The organism is Microcoleus sp. AT8-B5, from assembly GCF_036705565.1.
Lineage (GTDB): Bacteria > Cyanobacteriota > Cyanobacteriia > Cyanobacteriales > Microcoleaceae > Microcoleus.
Genome location: NZ_JAUBUY010000060.1, coordinates 1 through 19048 on the forward strand (window position 1 = coordinate 1; position 19048 = coordinate 19048).

Annotated in this window: 14 protein-coding genes; 6 read left to right on the forward strand and 8 right to left on the reverse strand. The window is 44.9% G+C overall.

Annotated features, from left to right (window positions below; genetic code table 11):
• Positions 1–38: 38 nt before the first annotated feature.
• A complete protein-coding gene (locus QUB39_RS26700) occupies positions 39–5558 on the reverse strand; it encodes a DUF4114 domain-containing protein (protein WP_333485194.1) in 5520 nt (1839 codons plus the stop codon).
• A gap of 1960 nt (positions 5559–7518) precedes the next feature.
• On the opposite strand from QUB39_RS26700, the gene QUB39_RS26705 reads away from it, so the two are divergent.
• The 3 genes from QUB39_RS26705 (at position 7519) to QUB39_RS26715 (ending at position 9147) form a co-directional block, all read left to right on the forward strand.
• Positions 7519–7932: a hypothetical protein gene (locus QUB39_RS26705; protein ID WP_333058111.1), complete on the forward strand. Its 414-nt coding sequence runs from the start codon at positions 7519–7521 to the stop codon at positions 7930–7932.
• A gap of 413 nt (positions 7933–8345) precedes the next feature.
• Complete coding sequence (locus tag QUB39_RS26710) at positions 8346–8528, forward strand: hypothetical protein (protein ID WP_333058110.1); 183 nt, start codon at positions 8346–8348, stop codon at positions 8526–8528.
• Positions 8529–8601: 73 nt separating this feature from the next.
• Positions 8602–9147 carry a site-specific integrase gene (locus tag QUB39_RS26715; RefSeq protein ID WP_333058109.1) on the forward strand — a complete coding sequence of 182 codons (546 nt, stop codon included), beginning with the start codon at positions 8602–8604 and terminating at the stop codon, positions 9145–9147.
• A 35-nt stretch (positions 9148–9182) separates the two neighbouring features.
• On the opposite strand, the gene dnaB is transcribed toward QUB39_RS26715, so the two are convergent.
• Complete coding sequence (dnaB, locus tag QUB39_RS26720; protein ID WP_333058107.1) at positions 9183–10538, reverse strand: replicative DNA helicase; 1356 nt, start codon at positions 10536–10538, stop codon at positions 9183–9185.
• A gap of 116 nt (positions 10539–10654) precedes the next feature.
• Positions 10655–12478: a hypothetical protein gene (locus QUB39_RS26725; RefSeq protein ID WP_333058106.1), complete on the reverse strand. Its 1824-nt coding sequence runs from the start codon at positions 12476–12478 to the stop codon at positions 10655–10657.
• An 18-nt stretch (positions 12479–12496) separates the two neighbouring features.
• Here QUB39_RS26725 and QUB39_RS26730 point away from each other — a divergent pair, with 18 nt between their 5' ends.
• Positions 12497–12787: a hypothetical protein gene (locus QUB39_RS26730; RefSeq protein WP_333058105.1), complete on the forward strand. Its 291-nt coding sequence runs from the start codon at positions 12497–12499 to the stop codon at positions 12785–12787.
• An 828-nt stretch (positions 12788–13615) separates the two neighbouring features.
• On the opposite strand, the gene QUB39_RS26735 is transcribed toward QUB39_RS26730, so the two are convergent.
• Positions 13616–15373, reverse strand: a complete 1758-nt coding sequence (locus QUB39_RS26735; protein WP_333058104.1) for a helix-turn-helix transcriptional regulator — start codon at positions 15371–15373, stop codon at positions 13616–13618.
• A gap of 20 nt (positions 15374–15393) precedes the next feature.
• Between QUB39_RS26735 and QUB39_RS26740 the strand changes: the two genes are divergently transcribed.
• A complete protein-coding gene (locus QUB39_RS26740) occupies positions 15394–15576 on the forward strand; it encodes a hypothetical protein (protein ID WP_333058103.1) in 183 nt (60 codons plus the stop codon).
• Between the two features lie 74 nt (positions 15577–15650).
• Positions 15651–15788 (forward strand): hypothetical protein, encoded by a 138-nt coding sequence (locus QUB39_RS26745; RefSeq protein WP_333279389.1) that lies wholly within the window; start codon positions 15651–15653, stop codon positions 15786–15788.
• A 21-nt stretch (positions 15789–15809) separates the two neighbouring features.
• Here the strand turns inward: QUB39_RS26745 and QUB39_RS26750 are convergent, their stop codons facing one another.
• The 4 genes from QUB39_RS26750 to QUB39_RS26770 form a co-directional block, all read right to left on the reverse strand.
• The gene (locus tag QUB39_RS26750; protein ID WP_333058102.1) at positions 15810–16955 is read right to left on the reverse strand and encodes a ParB/RepB/Spo0J family partition protein; all 1146 of its coding nucleotides are present in this window, start codon (positions 16953–16955) and stop codon (positions 15810–15812) included.
• 108 nt (positions 16956–17063) lie between these two features.
• Positions 17064–17894: a ParA family protein gene (locus tag QUB39_RS26755; protein ID WP_333212372.1), complete on the reverse strand. Its 831-nt coding sequence runs from the start codon at positions 17892–17894 to the stop codon at positions 17064–17066.
• 258 nt (positions 17895–18152) lie between these two features.
• Positions 18153–18680 carry a transposase gene (locus QUB39_RS26760; protein ID WP_333240872.1) on the reverse strand — a complete coding sequence of 176 codons (528 nt, stop codon included), beginning with the start codon at positions 18678–18680 and terminating at the stop codon, positions 18153–18155.
• Complete coding sequence (locus QUB39_RS26770; RefSeq protein WP_445243081.1) at positions 18652–19026, reverse strand: IS630 transposase-related protein; 375 nt, start codon at positions 19024–19026, stop codon at positions 18652–18654. Before QUB39_RS26770 ends, QUB39_RS26760 begins: the two co-directional genes overlap by 29 nt.
• Positions 19027–19048 lie beyond the last annotated feature (22 nt).

Below are 19048 nucleotides of genomic sequence, written 5' to 3' on the forward strand. Positions count from 1 at the left end.
GGGTCATTTTTTAACGTTATATGCTTGCTATGTAAGCATTATAACCTATTTTTATCGTATTTTATGTTTAAGTCCCGATAAGGAATTCCTTCCGGCGTCATTCCGTCCGCATCCAACAGTCGCACCGTTGGGTCGCTAATATTGTTTATCCCTACCAAAAGCGTACCCCGCACCGGATACTGACCCGCATTTTTTACAGCTAAATCGGCGTAAAGAATTTTGCTGCTTGAATTGAATGAAGTCTGTTTGTATTCTGCTTCCAGACTGCTCGAAACGTCCTGCAAGCGATTGAAATTGACTGGTACGTTAGGGGATACATCCTCGGAGGGCGATGCTGTTACAGGAGCTGTTGGAACCGCTAAAGGTTGAATGGCAATTGAGGTGATGCCGACTTGCGTTGCTGTATCGCTGTCGTTGTTGACCAACCGTATTTGCAGTGTAGCAGCCGTACCATCCGCTATTTGCGATAAATTTACACTGATATTAGAGCCGTTGAAAGTAACGCCTGCTGCTAGTTGGGGAGGCTGTCCTTCGGTGAAATTGAAGAAGCTGTTGAGTCCCGTTCCTACAGTGTGAACTAAAGAGCGACCGCTGGCATCGACTAAGGCTATTTCAAAAGCATCCTTGATGGAGTCGGAGTCTGCCCTGTCGAAGTTGAGACCGGCGATATTCACAGTAAGCGTTGACGGCACTGCTGGAATTGTAATGGGCCGTTCTAACTTTTCTGTGAAGGATGTTCCTTCAGCCAGCCATATAACGCCTGAGTCAGTAGCTTCGGTGCGGGTAAAAGTTCTGCTGGCGGTACTCTCGTTGCCGGCCTTGTCTGTGGCAGTGGCGGTGAAACTGTTGCTGCCAATAGCTAATGTTACTCCTGCAAACTCAAAGCGTCCTGTAGAGTCAGCAGTAGTTATAGCTCCTGTTTCAGCTAGAATAACGGTAATTCCGGGGTCGGTTTGCCCGGTTAAGGTGACGGTGGAGTCTAGGGTTTGCCCGTCTGCAACGGGGGGAGTGTCGAAAGCTGGGTTTAAGCCAAATGTTAGTTCTGGCGGTGTCGTGTCGAGGGTGAAGGGGAGTTCAAAGGTGTTGGTGTTGCCTTCCGAGTCGGTTGCAAGCAGGTATAGGGTATACGTGCCGTCTGTTAAGGTGTTGCCGTTTACTGTGGAGAGTGTGTTGGGGGTGAGTGCAAAGCTGCCGTCGGAGGTTAGCAAGTCTTTAAGTTCAATGCCGGTAGACTCTCTCGAAAAGCTGGCGCGGAAGCTAGCAATGTCGCTGGCATCGGTAATTGTTCCGCTGATGGCGGGGTTATTGGTGATGCCGTCGGTACTGTTAGAACCGGTGTCGTTAACTAGCGCTGCTGCAATTGCGGGGGGCGCTGTGTCTGATGGCACTTGGCTGTTGGCGTATTCTATCAGTTGCTGTCCGAGAGTCGTATTGCGCCATTCTCTGTCAGGATTGATAACTGCAGAAAGCAGCGGTGCGTTTCCTGTTGCCCCAAGCACTGTGAAGATAAGGTCATTGTAGTCGCTGTCAGAGTTAGCGGCTGACATATCTTCCATCGCAAAAGTGTTCCCCGTACCTGTTGCGTCGGCGATCGGCAACACGTAAGATGTATCGTTGGGATTGGCATTCGCAATACTGAATAAGGGGCGGTTTCCGGAGTACCAATTTCCCCAATATGAGGATTCGAGCGATGACTGCACTGTATCGTTGGGGACTAACATGACGGCAAAGGTGTCACCTGGGGTCATATTGAAAGTTTTGATACCCTGATATTCGCCGCTGTTCCACTCCCCGTCGAACGGCATCGCACCGGTGAATTTTGCTCCTTCTATCGAGTCGCTGATGACAATGTGGCCGTCGGTGGAATTGCTTAAAACTCTACGCAATGCTTCGGCAATGAATTCTGGAGTTCCTGGTGTAAATGCGGACATTCCTGCCAGGCTGAAAATTCCGACTTCGCCTTCAAAGGAACCGCCGTCAAATACATAGTCAAATCTGACTTCTCCTTGATTATCTACAAGAAAAGTACCGGGGATTGGCGGTAAATTGGCTGTAGTTGTTATTGATAAATTTGTTGGGGGATTTGTATTGCTTTGGAAGTCGCCAGTACGCTGTGTTGAATTGGGTTGAATGTTGGCAATACAGTCCGAAAATTGAGCCGGTTCTTCTGCCTCTAACGGCAACAAACCGCTTGTTATATCTGCGGCTTGGGGCGCAATTTCGGTATCGGAATACGCAGGTTGAGCGGCGGCGGTTTCTGTTTGAGTTGAATTGCTATTATAAGTGTTTGAATTTGGTTCGGGTGGGGATTTAAGAGTTGAGGGTGAAACGCTAGTTTCGACTGAGGCTATCTGTGCCGTACCTGCTGCTGTTTCTGATGGAGTTGAGAAAAGTGTCTGTATAGGAGAATCGGTTTGTACGCTAGAGTTTGAGTGGGAAATTAGCGGGTCGGGTTCGAGAGAATTAACGACAGTTGCCGGGGAGTTTTCAGTCTCTAATTCTGCTGCTGTGAAGGTGACAGCGATGTCCGTATCAATTGTATCCGCAGTGAATTCAGCAAGAGCGAAATCGTCTGTTTTTGGTGGCAATTGTTGGCTTTCAAATTCGGCTGTTATTTCAGCAACAGGGAGTTCGCGTTCAACCGTATCATCCGCTTCGGGTGCGGCAACAATTGATTCGGTTTTTGTCACCAATTGTTCTGTTTCAAATTCGCCTGTTATTTCAGGGAAGGTGGTGTCATCTTCAATTAAATCGGCAACGTTTTCTATTTTTGTAGCAATAATCTCAGCGGTTGTTGTGGGAAATTGTTCTGTTTCAAATTCGGCTGCGTTTTCGGTAACATCCCGGTCAATTTCTTGGATATCAACAGCTTTAGATGCGGGAATAACCTCAGTAATTTGGATCGGCAATTGTGAGGCAGCATTAGGAAGATTGTCATCGGTTTCTCTTGGCAATTCTTCGCCAAAATTATCGGCAATCTCAGATGTTTTTGCAGGAGGCTGTGACGCGATGGGAGTGGGAATCAGCAGAGTTTCAGCGGTTGGTGGAGAAGCAGCATTATTTACAGCATAGTCGGCTTCAGCCGGCAATTGAGGAATGCGATTAGTTGCAGTTGTGTCGGTTTTAATTGATTCAGTATCTGCTGACTGGCTGACAATAAATTCTGCTGATACTGGCAGTTCACTTTCTGAATTTAATTCATTAGGGATAACACTGGGTGTCTCTGGGGGAGAGGCTGTTTGTTCTATTTGTTGCGATTCTTGATTATCAGATTTGCCAACTGTTGATGTTTCTGTTGGCTGCGATTCTTGACTATCAGATTTGCCAACTGTTGATGTTTCTGTGGCTGGTGATTCTTGACTATCAGATTTATCAACTGTTGATGTTGCTGTTGGTAGTGATTCTTGAGTATTGGATTTGTCAACTATTGATGTTGCTGTTGGTAGTGATTCTTGAGTATTGGATTTGTCAACTATTGATGTTTCTGTTGGTTGCGCTTCAGGGCTGTCTGAGTTAGCAACTGTTGCTGCTGTTGGCTGAAGTTTTTGTTGGTCGTTATCAGCAGTTATCGATGGTGTTTCTCCCTGGGATTGATCGCCGGAATTAGTAACAGTTGATTCTTGGGTAAATTTCGGCTCTGATTTATCCGATTCACCCTTCAGTTTTTGAACTAACTGGGAGTGAATTGATGCAGAGAAGGAGTCAACTAATTCGCTGAGGGGAACTATTTTGGATGTAGCGCCCGTGACACGGAATGTGATATCATCGTAATCGATATCGCTTCCTTGAATTAGCCCCATGTCTTCCATGGCGAAGAGTTGGCCTTCGCCTGTAATGTCGGCAATTTGACCGATACTGAAGGTGTCGCTGGGATTGTCTGTAGCTATTGAAAATAGGGGTTTTTTGTCGTCGCCGATTGCGGGGTTGTCGTATACTTGCTGTACGGTGCCGTTGGGGACTAGCATGAAGAAGAATTTGTCCCCAGGCGTCATGGCAAATGTTTTTGTGCCGAGATATTGCCCGGAATTGAGGTTTTCTGAGCTGTTAGGATCGGTGTAATATGCTCCTTCTAAATCGTCAGAAATTGCGATGTAGCCCTTTGTCGAGTTGCTTAAAGCTCGACTTGCTGCTTCTTTGATAAATGCTTCGGAACCGGGAACGAATTTTTCCATTCCGAGTAGGCTGACGATGGCTAGTTGTCCGCTATACCAGCCGCCGTCGGATGTGAATTGTATGCCGACTATTCCTTTTTCATCGACAGTGAATGCGTTTGAGTCAAAGTTAACGTTGGTTGGGGGAGTTGAGGTTCGATCTGGTTCTGGGGTTGAGGTTTTATTTGGTTCTAGATTAGTGGCGGTCTCTAAGTTGTTGGTGGATATTTCGGTAGGTGAGGTTTGGTTGGATTCTGATAAATCAGAAGCTGACGCAGTTGCAGGTGATGTTTTGTTGGATTCTGATAAATCAGAAGCTGACGCAGTTGCAGGTGATGTTCGATCTGGTTCAGATTTATCAGTCGTTGATGTAGTTGCAGGTAATGTTCGATCTGGTTCAGAGTTTTCAGCGGCTGATGCAGTTGCGGGTAATGTCTGATCTGGTTCAGATTTATCAGTCGTTGATGCAGTTGCAGGTAATGTTCGATCTGGTTCAGAGTTTTCAGCGGCTGATGCAGTTGCGGGTGATGTTCGATCTGGTTCAGATTTATCAGTCGTTGATGCAGTTGCAGGTAATGTTCGATCTGGTTCAGGGTTTTCAGTGGCTGAGGCAGTTGCGGGTGATGTTGTATTTTCTCCTGAATTGTCAGACGTTGATGCAGTTGCCGGTGATATTTTGTTTGGTGATGACTCGCTTTTGAGTGTAGTCTCTGATGATAAGGGCGTTTGGTGTTCTTCGGGTTTTGAAGTCGTTTCAGCGGTAGCGGGTAATGGCGTTTTGTCCGAATCTTTTTCGCTCGTGGTAGATGCAGTTACAACGGGTAATGTTTTGTCCGAATCTTGTTCTGATTTTGTGGAGGCGGTTGGCGATAATTGTGTTTTATTTTCCAGCAATTCATCGGGAACAGCGGTTGTAGCTGCTGTGGTTTTATTTAGTTCTGAGCTGCTGATTGACGAGTTGACTGGAGGTATGTCAGTCGCAGATTTATTAGAATCAGAAGAAACGTTATTTGATGCAATTCGATTCGGGTTGATTAGGGGGTCTCCTAAGTCGGAGTCGAGTTTACCAATTAGGGGGTCAACTTCAGAATTTGTTGTATCCCTGAGAGTGCTGTTAGTTATCAGAGGGCTGGTGTTGGCAGAAGGTATGCTGTTAATATCGGAGGCTTTATTAATAATAAAAGCATCAGTTTCTGTTAGACTGAATTCGGATGCGGGTTCGCTTGCTGGTTCTATTAAGTTTAAGTTAAGTTGTTCGGATTCGGATGATTCTGCCGAAGCTTGATATAATAAAGGTTTTGAGGTTTGAATTCCCGGCAGCAGAGGGGGCTTTGTCGGGGCAAGTCCGGGAATTAAGGATTCCTGTTTTTCTATTAAATGTTCTCCAATCGGGTCTGTTAAAGGCACTCGCTTGCACTCCTGATTTGAGGGTTAAATAATAGTTTTGGTAAGCTTGGATGCGTCACTTATCTTTTTGAGGAGATGCGAGTTGCAATTATGTTACCCGCTTTGGTCGAGACGCCTGTTTGAATGGAGTTATAAGGCTCTTCCGTACTCCTTAAACGACTGTAGCCCGCCTTCGCTATTGTTACTCGCTTTCGCTATTTATTGAGTCCTAGACTCAATTTATTCAGTCCTAGGCTCAATTTATTCAGTCCTCGATTCAACGGGTCAATTTTGACACTATCTGTAGTGGTAAGGCAGGGAGCGGCGTATCATACAAGTAGAGTCTATGCGTCCAGGACTATTATTATTGATTGTTTTGCTTGATGTTCGAGCTCTCAAACTGTCTGTTGTAGGATTAACAGTCAAGGTAGGGGTTGCAAAATTTGTGCTTTTGCTACTTTTTTGGGGAAAACGCAATCGAAACGGCTTTGTTAAAGTCATGGCTGCACCCTGGATTTTTAATTGATTGATTTGGCGTTGAGCAAATTCGAGGAATCTTTACTTACGCTTACTCCTACGACTGCGCTCAACTTGTTGCTCATCCTTATTATCGGCTAGACTAGATTATAAATATATTAGTTACAATACTGAACTTTATAGTTTTTGCTGCTGCGAGTCAGAAAATAATTCTGTATATTTACTGAGAGTTGTATAACTTATGTTAAGTCTTTATAAAAGTAACTGTTTTCATGCGAGAAAATACTTAAATCAGGCAGGAAAATACTTAAATTAACGAATCCACTCCAAGCTTCCTAAGCGCCCGTTTCTTCTTGCTCGGCTGCACCGCTTGGAAAGTCATTCACTGCTCGGACACCCGACCCACTTCGGGCAAATCCAGCAGTGGCGGCGGTGTCAGCAACCTGACTCTCAACTAGAGCGAATTTTCGGGTCTTCCGTACTTAGTGTGCCAAAATATTAGTTTAAGTAGTGAGAAAGCCTGATGAACCGAAGCGTCAATAAAAGTTTCGACGCATATACAAAACTATTAAGCAGTTCTCGAAGAACGCTGTCAAATTTTATCGGCAACTATGACAGAACCCATCAAAAATCTTACCAATTATTATTGGTGGCCACAAAACTGTTCGCCTTCAGAAGGATAACCGCTCGTTGCGCGGCAAATTTCTCTCAATAATCATCAACGAGCGCTCGCCTTGCGAGGGTGAATATATTCACTTGTTTACTAATTGTTAAAGTAGCTAAATTTACCGAAATTGGTGACAGCTTTCCTGCCCAACTTCTCCAGAGGTTGGGGTTTTTAAAATAACACAAGCAAATGAAGTTTTTTTTCGCCATCATCACGGGGGTAACCAACCCGGATTTGGTATCACATAAGTTTGTGTCACTTGAACCATAACTTGGCAGTAGCCACGCAGAATTATGCGATCGCTTCCTCTATAGGGGTACGAAGTTCTAACCATTGCAGGCATTGTTAGTGCCATTTTATAGTTCCATCTAGCGTGCCAAGATATGGGTGAAGTGGCAGTTCGGTAATGTCCGATTAATTTTTGATTAACCTCCGCGCCTACCGCCCTTTGAGCGGCTAAAAAAGTCAGCTACTGAAACCACTCTCCGCAGAGAGTGCTAATTGTGACGACTGAATGCTCATCCGCCAATGTCCCGTTCGCATTGGCGCCCGTCACGCGCGAGGCGATCGCAAAGAAAGAAAACACAACTTTTCGCTTTCCTGAAACCGCTTAGATCCTCGTACAGCAGGCCGGGACCGTGGAATAAATTATCAGATTAGGTGGATTTCTCCTCAGTTAATCATCCAAAAGGATGAAGTTAATTCTCCGGTTCTTCAGCCCATATAGCCATGCTGCACCATGTTGTCAACTGTTGCAATCTAACAAAGGTTAGCAATGCTTACCGCAAAAATTTGATTGGGAGTTTTTTGTTCAGATGACTATCGCAACTATCAACGATGTACTATTTCCGCCTTTCCTTTTTACCACCCTATGAATGCTTAGCCTCAGCATTCCTGCACGAGCCTGAAGCAGCCCAATTGGAAGAACTCACAAACAATCGAACCGAAGTAAATGTGGCAACAGCCGCAGCGCAATCCGACGGTGCCGGCAGCGAGGTAAATGGAGCAACAATTGAAATTGAGAACCCAGCCAGCACCCATCGCTTTCGCCATCGGTGTACAGGCAAACAAACACCGAACGAACCTGCAAAACCTATTGATTTTGCCGCACATTCAGGCGCAAGCACGACCTCAATTCCTGCCGTTAATACTTCGCTGATTTCACTCTTAGCTTGCTCGCATTCATTGCCAGCGCCATTAAAGCTGCTGCACCGTCCCTGGGCTTGCTCGCATTCATGTCAATGGTTCTGATTCCTCTGTTGAATGGTTGCAGGCTCAAATCAAAAATAGGCTGGAAGATTCTCCAGAATTTGTGATGCTTCTCATCCTCAAGCTTGCTCCCAAAGCGGTTATTGCAGACAAGGAGGGCCTTCGCTACTTCTGACAGAGGTAAAGGTGCGCGTTCGGCGTCAAGACGGTGAACCAAAAGTTTCGATCGCCAACCAATTAACCAGCGCGCTTGTTTACCCTCCAAAACTTATAACAATGCTTTTGCTCGCCGACTGCAATGGCATTTTTTTTTGCATAAGTGAGGGAAGCTCTTTTCCGAAACATTCATAACTTTTTATTAAGGAGGAACGAAAATATCACAAAAAATTGCAAGTTGAATCAAAAAATAGTATAATCAAATTATATAAGCGCCAGTTTTATTTGCTCGTGCCGTTATGGCAGCCCTTGAACCTGTTACCTTCCGAGAACTCATAGACGCGATCGCCACCTTGCCAATTATCAATTTGCCTGAGAATTTAAGTCAGTTGAGTAGCAATAAAAGCCATCTAACTGCAATAAAGGGCGCGGGCTCCGGCATCGGAGGCGCGGCGCCCCGCAAGTGTCCCATCAAGCGATAAAAGCTTGGAGGCAGACTTGACGTAATGTCCCTTTCGTCCAATAATCAAGGAATTTACTCTAAGAGGCTGCGCCGTGAAGGTTCTTGGGAATGGGCGCGCTAAGATTTTGACGCCCGCAGAAATTGACCGACTGTTTGACCGGGGTTTTATTACAGCAAGGGACAGGCTTTTGTTTGCTGTAACTTTTTACTGCGCCTGCCGCATTTCAGAGGCGTTAGCTTTAACAACTCACGACATTGTTGGGGGGTCAGTCACGTTGCGGAAAGCGACGACAAAGGGGAAATCAGCAACGCGAACGCTGCCGCTCCATCCTATACTGGCTAAGTATTTAAAGGCTTACAATCCAAATGTGGGTTTTTTGTTTCCGGGGCGAGACAATACGAAGCCTTTGACTCGCGCTCAGGCGGATGTGATTTTTAAAGAAGCTTGCAAGCGGGTAAGAATTAAGGGAGCTTCAACGCATTCCATGAGGCGGACAGCACTCACGAACTTGAGCAATGCTGGGGTGCCGCTGCGGGTGATTATGGAGATTTCGGGACACAAAAATTTGTCGAGTCTCCAGCGCTATTTGGAGGTACAGCCGGAACAGCTTGTCAAGGCGATCGGGCTCTTGAAGTAAGGCGACAGAGCTCAATATTTTCCTGTCCTTTAATATTACGGCAGTTTATAGATATTCCGAAACCGACAGCATTCAGCATCAAACAGCAACTTAACCGTTCCCGTTCCGCTATTGCGGCCTTTCAATCCAATAATTTCAGCGATTCCCCGATCGGGAGAATCAGGATTGTAATAATCGTCCCTGTAAACTCCAAGCACAACATCCGCATCCTGTTCAATTCCACCAGAGCCACGCAAATCTGATAAACTCGGACGTTTATTTGTGCGAGTCTCTACCCCCCGATTGAGCTGGGAAAGCAGCACAACTGGCGCGTCAACCTCGCGAGCCAAAATCTTCATCTGCCGCGTAATTTCGCTAATTTTATTGACAACATTTTCATCCGCCGAATTCACCATTAATTGCAAGTAATCAAGAATTACCAAACCCAAGGGGCCGCGCTCACAAACAAACTCCCTAATTCTGGAACGAATCTCCAAGGGAGACGGTTCCAAACTTTCGTCTATCCAAAAATCAGCATCGCTAACTTTCCCTAAAGCCGAAGCTAGCACTTCGTACTTACCAGCTAGGTTAACTTTCCTGATATCTTTCACCGACACCCCACTCTCAAGTGCCATTAGTCGCGCTGCCAAGTCCCGACCTGGCATTTCCATCGAAAACATCAAAACTCGACCGTTCGTGGGAAGGGAAGCAATGTTGTAGCCAAGGGCACAAGCCAAAGCTGTTTTGCCGCTGCCGGGGCGACCTCCTATGACAATCAATTCACCTCGGTAAAATCCCCCTCCCAATAGGTCGTCGAGGTCGTAAAACCCCGTGCTGATTCCAGGAAAGTAGTTAGCAGTCTCCAAGCGCTCTTCCTCAATTTCATCTAGATATCGCCAAAGCTCTCCGCAGTATTCGGAGAGAGGTCGAATAGCTTTTTGTCGCTCTTCTCTGTACTTATTGAGGGCAAAAATCTTTTCCTCGGCTTTATTTAGTATCGCATCCAATTCGGTGGAAGTCTCGTAGCCAAGCTGCACGATGTCATTGCCAACTTTGATGAGTTCGCGCCGGACAAACTTGTCCATGACTAGCAAGGCATACTGGTCGATATTGACGGCTGAAACAGTTCGGTCTACCAGCATTACCAGTTTGATTTGACCTCCTACTACTTCCAGCAGGTTGTGGTTGTCGAGGAAGGTGGTGATGTTCATCAAATCTGTGGGCTGTTCTAGAGAATGCAGCACCAAAGCGGCCCGATAAATATGTTGGTGGACTGTAATTGCCAATGCTTCGGGACGCAGAATATTTGCGATTCTTTTAATGGCTATTGGATCGATAAGAATTCCACCTAAAATTGCTTCCTCTGCATCAATATTGCTCGGAATAATTTTGTCAACAAAACTGACTGCCATGTCGGGTATTCTCCTTTGATATTGTTGCTAATTCAACTGTGCGAAAAGTTGTCTAAAAGATTAAAAGCTGTCTAAATGGGTTGGATGATCACTGTTTTCACAGAAGAGCTAAATAGCTAAGTAGTAGACAATTTGTTCACAATTTGTTTTGCTTGCTGAGGAAATCGCTGTATCCACTGCAAGTAAATTTGCTGCTGAATACCTAGCGCTGCGAAAGCTTCTTCGCCTAGTTCTTGGAACTGTTCGGATAACTTTCGGTGAGTTGTTAATGGCATATACTGAGGGTCAATATAATCCTCAGTTATTCTTGTTGTCTGTGCAGAAGGAGAATTTTTTGGAGTTGGAGAAGAGCCTGCTGAAGCTGGAGACGAAACAACATTTGTTGGGTTCGAGTTTGGAAAACCATTAGTTTTTCCCCACCAACGACCGCGCAAACAGTCAACAATCCATCCTGAAGGGTTAGATATTGGCTTTGTTTGGCTTCTGATTTGCAGCAGGTTTATGGCTGCTTGAATTTCTTCTAAGTTGTACTGGAGGACGCAAACTCTCAATTCGGGATTCATCCCTCCTGTGGCTTGCATAACTATCTCGACAATCTGAGTCGCATCGGGGTTTGTAATTGCAATCGCTTCAGAGTTATGAATTGCATTAGGGTTGGCAATTTCAGTCGTTTCGGAATTGACAATTGCAACCACTTTGATAATTTCAGTTACATCAAGGCTGGAAATTACAACCGCTTCAGAATTGGAAATTGCAACCCCTTCAGAATTGGAAATTGCAACCCCTTCAGAATTGGAAATTGCAACCACTTCAGAATTAGAAATTGCAACCACTTCGACAATTTCAGTTGCTTCGGAGTTAGCAATCGCAACCGTTTCGGCAATTTCAGTTACATCAGGGTTGGCAATTGCAATTAGTTCGACAGTTTCAGTTGCATCAGGGTTGGCAATTGCAACCGCTTTGAGAATCTCAGTCGCATCAGGATTAGTAATTGGAACGGCTTTGACAGTTTCAGTCGCATCGGGGTTGGCAATTGCAACCGCTTCGACAATTTCAGGAACTTGGGGAGTAACGGGCGAAGATATTTCAGGACTTAACGGGACAGCTTTATTGGTAAGTATTGGTGATTTGGCGGCAGAGATTGTTGGATTGTCGAGGCTGTTGAGTTCTGTCAGCAGTTTTTGCGGGGGTTTGGAGGTCAAACCTATTTGTTCAGAAGTGTAAGGCATTGCCACATCGACTGCCTGACTGTTATCTGAATTAATTCTCAGACATTCAGCGGTTGGGGCGGAACATTTATTTTCAGTACAGGTTTTTTGTTCTTGTTCTGAATTTTTATTTAATTCAGTGCTTTTAGATTTGATTTCAGTTACAAGCTGTGGTTTTTTATCTGGTGATGTTAAATTTTCTTCCTCTTTAGAAAAATTTAAAAAAACAGCAGCAATGTTTTCAGTGCTTTGCTGTCCTTTTTTATCCTTTGTAAAGAGTACGGCACCATCAGGGTTTGAACCCCCTGTTTGCTCAATTTTTGGCTGGTTCAGTCGATTTTTTGACTGCTTACTCAGTTTTTGGAATTTTGAATTGGTGTGAGTGAAGGGGCGAACGTCGCCCAGGTGCTGCACTGCTATGCGAAAAATGCCACGCCCGTAGTTTTTGAGAATTTTGACCAAGCCGAGTTTTTCGAGCTGTCTGAGCGCTGCCCGCCTGGTGTTGGGGCTGTAGGGCTTGCCGTTTCGGACTCTTGTGGCTCGTTTTTCGCCCAAGGGGATGTCATAGATGTCGATTTCCTCTGGTTTGCCGCCGATGCAGGTTCTGTACAGGTAGAGGGCGAGTTTGATGGCGCTGGGGGTAGCGCCTTCGAGTACGTCGGCCAGGGCTTCGTAAATTGAGGCATATCTGGTGAGTGGTGGTTTGTGCCAGGTAGTTGTATCTGCAACCATTTTTTGTTCGCGGGAAAAATGAGCGTGTCACTTTTAGCGGCTGTGGTAGCTACTAGAAGCGTGCGAGAGGGGTTGTTATGGATTTGGTCGGATTTGGTCGCGGGGTATCCGCTCGTGCTTGCAGCAGGAAGGCGAGATGCGCTCCATCGCGCTGCATTGGCGATCGATCGTCGAGCCCGTGCGATTATTTTTTCCATCCTGCCAGGTCGATCGTCGCGGGATGTGGTGGCGGATCAGTCTTATCAGACTTATAAAAGTTGTAATCAAAAGCTGAAATTTATATATAGCAAGAGTTTCAAAAAATCATAATCCTGGGATGTGGATAAGATTATCCTGGGATGTGGATAAAATTGTCCTGGGATGTGGATGTTTTTGTAATCAAGCTTAAACCCATATACTGTAAGGGTTTAAGCTCGATTTTTTAAGTTTTTTTTATGATTACACGGCTGCTGTCAGCTTGATTACGGCAACTAGCCCTTTAGGCTCGCTGGATCTCGCTAATTCTGAAAATAGGAGTATTTGAATGCGTTCACCTGCATAGCTATCCGCGAGATACCGGACAAAACTGGACAACCAGCTCAAACCAGTAAAGATACAGCCCGGTAAAGTCTGGACTGAGGTTGCGTTAAGAAAGTCATGGCACCCGCAAGATACGCAGCCAGCCCCAGGCTCTGTCGCTGCGATCGCTCAAATTGAATAACAACTTGAATAACCAATCTTTTATTGATCGGGCGTAAAAAATTTTTGCTTGCTGTTGATTAGTAAGGCTTTTGCTGGGTAACATCAAAATTCTCTAACGTGCCTAAAATCGACACAGCGCAAGGTCAAAGTTTTTTATCTGCTTGAAGTCACGATCGTAGGATAAAAAACACTAACCCAATCTATGAGCAGCTTTGGGTAATACAATTTCTCTAAAATGCTGCTACAATGCGGGTCGAGTACCCAATACAATTAGATTCGAGCGGTACAAACTACTGTTGCATTATTTTGGAGAAGTGGTATAAGTTTTCCGAAGCAGCGACCAGTGAGGCGACGAGTCAGTTTGGTACGAGTACCGCGCCCCAAAACTGAATTCAACAGCCGACAAGTTTCAAACCCCCATCGATCTAAAATCTCCAATCTCAAATGCGATCGACTTCACTCAGCGATATCCAATAGAGCGAGCAATTTAGTCTCTATTTCCGGGCTGACAGTCCGCTGACCGCGCTCTATCTGAGCAATCAGCGACTGTGAAACCCCCAACCAACCAGCTAATTTTCTCTGAGTCCACCCCTTACCTTCACGGGCTTTTCGCACGGAAGCACCTGCTATCGAGAGTGGTTTTGCCGAAGCGCGCTTTAATTGTTTGGGTTGGGTCTTCTTTGAGATTAAAAGTGGGATGGGTTCTGGCTGAAGGATGGTAATTTTGGCCGCCAGCCAGCATTCCAGGTAGCCTTTTGGGTTTCTTTCCTTGTTCTCAGGCTGAAGTTTATCTGGATAAGTTTCCGGGTCAAATTCTATTTGCCACTCCAGATTTATTAATAGTTTTAAGGCACTATCCCAGCTCTGCTTTAATTTGTAGGCTTTGCGATTATCGCTGCGAGCTGAGTCAATTTGTGGAGATGGTAAAATCGCTTTTAGTAGCGTTAAGACTCGGTATTCACCACTGGCGTGAAATCGGCTTTCTATGGTGACATGAATTGCTAGTCTTAAGGCAAATTCGTTATGGTACGGATCGATTCTCAGCACTTGCTGGGAAAGATAGCCAAACTGATATAACGCTTCTCTCGACTTGGCTCCAGCTCGGTTCAAAAAATCCTGAGTCCACAATCCGGGTTGGACTGTGATGTAGATTTCATGGGGGTTGTCTATCTTACCTTCAAAATTTAACTGACCTTGGGGTTTGATGTAGACATTCCACATTCTCCCTACAGGAGCACTAGCTATAATTTGCCCTTTCTTGTTCATTCCCTCAATCCAAACAGCTTTGACCAACAAACAATCAAGGGCAAATGCTGTATTAGCAATCTCTAGCAGTTTTTCTATTTGAGTTTTTTTGTGATTTTTATCCCATCCCATTTCCTTAACAATATCGCTGGCTTTTAGTGTAAAGCTGCTGTGCCAAGGAGTTTCTTGTTTCATGGTATGAGCTGCAAAAATAATGTGCAATTTTGCGCTGGTAAACCCAAACTTATCAATGATTTGCTGGGCTTCGTTCCAAGGCAGCAGGGTAATGTCACCTGGGCTGGAAATGTAATGCTCGATATAATTGTTTGAGTTACCCTTTGCTTCATGTTGAAAAACAGCAATACTGCTGGCAGCTTCATACCACAAATCAGGTCGGATCTGCGCGCGGAGACTGGAAGCCATCAGAGCTGCTGTTGGAACAGCTTCTACAGATTTATTCTTGAATAATGGGGGTTCGGTTACTGGAATTGGAAGGGGTGCAAGTTCTAAGATTTTTGCCAACTGAGCTGCTGATAGATTTTGTATATTTATTTGTTGTAGTAATTCATCGGCAGCATGATATCCACACGCACTAATTATCTGAGATTCTGTCCGGGATTCGGATTTGGGTAAGGATGCGTCAGGGTGAAAAGCGATCGTTCCAGGCAGAATATCCGATAGGTTTTCTCCTCGATTCCAGAGTTCTAATTGATTCAGTATCCACTCTGCATTCTTTTCCAAAAAATCTGATGTCAAGTATTTCTCGAATGTTTTTTCAATAGTTCCTAATAATTGTGGGGTGATTTTTAAATCGCGATACGGTAAGTGTTTTATTCCACTGTTTTGAGATATAATTGTTTTCAAAGCGTGATGCAATCGGGTAGCAATATTCACTAATATTGAATATAGGAGTTTACCTTCTCTACCTAGTTTGAGAGCGTATTGTTGGATGCGATCGCGGTCTCTCATAAGGACAATGTGTTTTCAGGTTGCCACATATATCGAATCAAGCAAGATTTAACCCGCCGACTATTAATGGTAAACTCCTCAAGGCGATCGGTGCTTGCTACAACCAACAAAAAGCTGTTTTGCGATCGAAATTACCGTCAGACAGAACAACTTATCAAAAAATTCACAAACTGACTCACAAGCTTGCATTGCCTCATGGATAACTACCTCCACAATGCAATTCGTTTATTATAGATTGTCTGGCAGCTAATCAGATCGAAGGTGATCGATAAAAACGATGGGTAGAAACAGTCGATCGATTTCAGCAGACAGCCCGATCGAAACTTTGTTGTTATACCAAATTCATAAAATATCGCTAAATATCTACCCCCTCAACTCCCCCGTTCGAGGGGAGGAGTTAGAACTGCCTCTGTAGCAGAAATTTATGAAATTGGTATTATTCCCCACCATTTTGTTTCAAAACCGCCTCAATTTCCGCCAGCTTTTGGCGCAAAACCTCCTGCAACTCCACCAGTTGTTCAACCTCAGCTTGCTCCAACACTTGCGGTGACAGCTTTTTCAAATTCCCGGCTGCCAACTTTACCTGCTTGAACGGGCGGGCTGCTCCTGGGAAATCATCCAGAGTAGAACTGATAATTTCTTGCACCAATTTACGAGTTTGGGTCACTGACAATTTATCGGCAATAACTTGATTAGTTGTTTTAACTCTAATCGGCAGCGCTTCTTCCTCTGGCAACACCAAATTTTTCGCAGAGAGTTTAGAAAGAACCATTGCATGAACCCCTTTAAGACCTGATTGCCTGATAGCAATTTTCAGGTCATCAGCCAAAGACAGCATCGGGAAAATGTTGGCATCTACGGAAGCGGGATTGAGCTGCAAATCCAACAGCGTCCCCAAGACGGCAAACTCTGCTTCATCCAAAGCTAAAGCAGTTAAACCCTGTTGCTGCTCGTCAGGTGTCGCCGTTACCAACTCAGAAACCGAGTTCATCCGCTTTTGCGCGTTCAAGCGCCGCACGACTGTTGAGAGAGTGCGGGGGATGTTTGCAGCTTCCAAACCAGTATTTTCAGACAACTCCCGCACGATAGCTTCCGCTTTGTCGAGAGGGTTGAGGTCTTCCCGGTGCAGGGAAGTCAGCAGTGCTTTGCGGTGCAAAGCGGCCGGTTCTGGAACGATCACAGCTTGCAAAGTTTCCCAGCCCAGATTTTTAGCGCTGCGCCAGCGCCGTTCTCCATCGAATATCACCAAATCCCCCCGTTGAATCAAGATAATGGGTTGCAGTTGTCCGTCACTAGCGAGGGAACGGGACATGGACTCAATACTTTCTGGCAAAAAAGTCTGTCTGGGTTGTTCAGGATTAGGCTGAATTTGGTCTAGTGAAATGGAGAGGATACCGCTGGCGGATTCTAGTTGTTCTCGCAGTGCAGTCAATTGAGATTCCAATTCCGTTGAACCCGATTTTCGCAGTTCTTCAATTTCTGCTTTGAGTTCCTGAATCTCGGATTCAGCTTCAGAGAGGTGCATTGACTGCTTGGCGGATGAAAAATAATTTCCCAAGTCGGGAGCTTTACGGGTGGCCATAGCGATTTTAGATTTTAAATTGGGGATTGGAAGAAGTCAGTTCATGGCTATAAGCCAAAAACGAAGGATTCGTTTTCGCCGGCGCAAGTTGTGACTGTGAATCAAACACTATTTCTTTTTTTTTCCTTTTTTGGCAATAGCCGGAGCAACTCCATTTCCCATTAAAGTAGCCAGGTGCTTAACAATTTCTTTGAAGTCGCCTAAAGCTGGGTGAAGCGGGCGATAAAGGTGTAATGGCAACCCTTGACCGCTGGCATTGACAAATTCTGCACTGTCCCGAATAGGTGGAAAAACGCGGATATTCATCTGCTCTAGCTGGGCTGGCAATGACTCTAAAAGTTGTCGGTGGACGGCTCGTTTCGTATCGTATTGGTTGGGTACAAACCCTAAGATTTCTGGTTGCGGCTTGAGGCGTAATTGTTTGCAATGGTGGTAGTACCACTCCAGCAGGTGAGCTGCTCCTTGAATTGATTTTGGTTCGAGCTGTACGGGCACTATTATATGAGTGCAAGCAGTTAGTGCCATCAAGGGCAAGGGGCCGAGGGTAGCGGGGCAGTCGAAGATAATTAGGTCGTGATCCATTGGATAGTCGCTCAGGCAATCGCCTAGAAGATAAGCGCCACGCTTGTGCAGAACTAACTCGTCTGCTGTTTGCGTCAGCGTCATTCCGCCTTGACAAACGGTTATATTATTGGTGTGGGAACTCCAGCTAGGAGTAAGAGGCCAAGAACCATTGAAGCTTTCTCGCATTATGGCGGACAGTGTGTGTTCTGGCTCAGGCGGATTTAGGCCGCAAAAAAGGGTCAGGGAGCCTTGGGGGTCGAGATCCATAATGGCTATTTTCAAACCCCTTAACGCCAGTTCGTAGGCGAGGTGAACTGAAAGTGTGGTTTTGCCAGTGCCGCCAGCATTGCTGATGACTGCTAGTCGAATTTGCATGGTTTTGAATTAAGTAGATGATTAAAGTATGATATATCGAGAGCAGGCATCAGATATCGATATATGAGAGGGCATCGCCGCTAACCACCGTTCTGCCTTACGTTGATCCAGCAAGTTAATATTTAGTCTGACGAGTAGATTATCGTCAAGTTTAGTACGGGGAAAATTGTTGAAAAGAATTTAAGTTCGATCGCTAGACTGAAACACGGAACGTCATATATCGATATCTGAGGTATGGATCTAACTGCCGAGTTATAGTCATTTCAAATAAGTATGAGACACTCTTTCTGCACAATAAGCACGAATAATTTCATCAAGAGATGTGCCAGGAGACGCATACATTTTAGCTCTCTTTAATCCACTAAAATCATGCTCAATATCATTTAAGTCAGGAGAGTATTTTGGTAAAAATATTATCTGATGACCCGCATCCTCAACCAATATTCTAATGACCGTCTTACGATGAATGGGTGCATTATCCATAATTAATATAGATGGACTTGTTAACTCGGGTAACAAATATAAAGATAACCATCCTTCAAATCCTTCTGCATTCAAACTACCCATAAAGAGCATTGGTGCAATTAAGTCCTTCTTTCCTTTTCTTCTTGCTGCTACTAAATTTTCTCTTTTCCCCCGTTTTCCGGGTCTTTCACCAAAGACTTTTTTTCCGATTTTCGCCCAGGCAAAAACACAACCTTCAAATTCCTCAAAGCCAGATTCATCAATAAATACAATGCTTTTACTGCCATAAATTTTAATTAATTCTCTCAGCTCTCGCTCCATATTTTATTCTGGCTTCTCGATTTCTTTCTTGATAGCGGAATTGTTTTTTTTTCTGGTAATTTTCAGTTTTTTTAAGGCATAGCAGATGGCACTCGGTCTGACGCCTAAAAGTCCTTGCTCTTTCTACTAATCTTGCTTCGGGATTTTTTTCAACATCTTTTTTGAGGGCTTCCCAATCTAGCTTTCGTTGACGGTGCAAGACCATAGTTGGTCGAAGGTCTTCCCTACCTAACCATCTATAAATTGTTGCTCTTCCTACCTTAAATATGGCGGCAGCTTTCGTTATACTCCCTCCATTTTCCACATAATTAACTACTTTTTGTCGATAGTCTAGACTGTAAGCCATTTTTTTCTAATTAACTATTTTT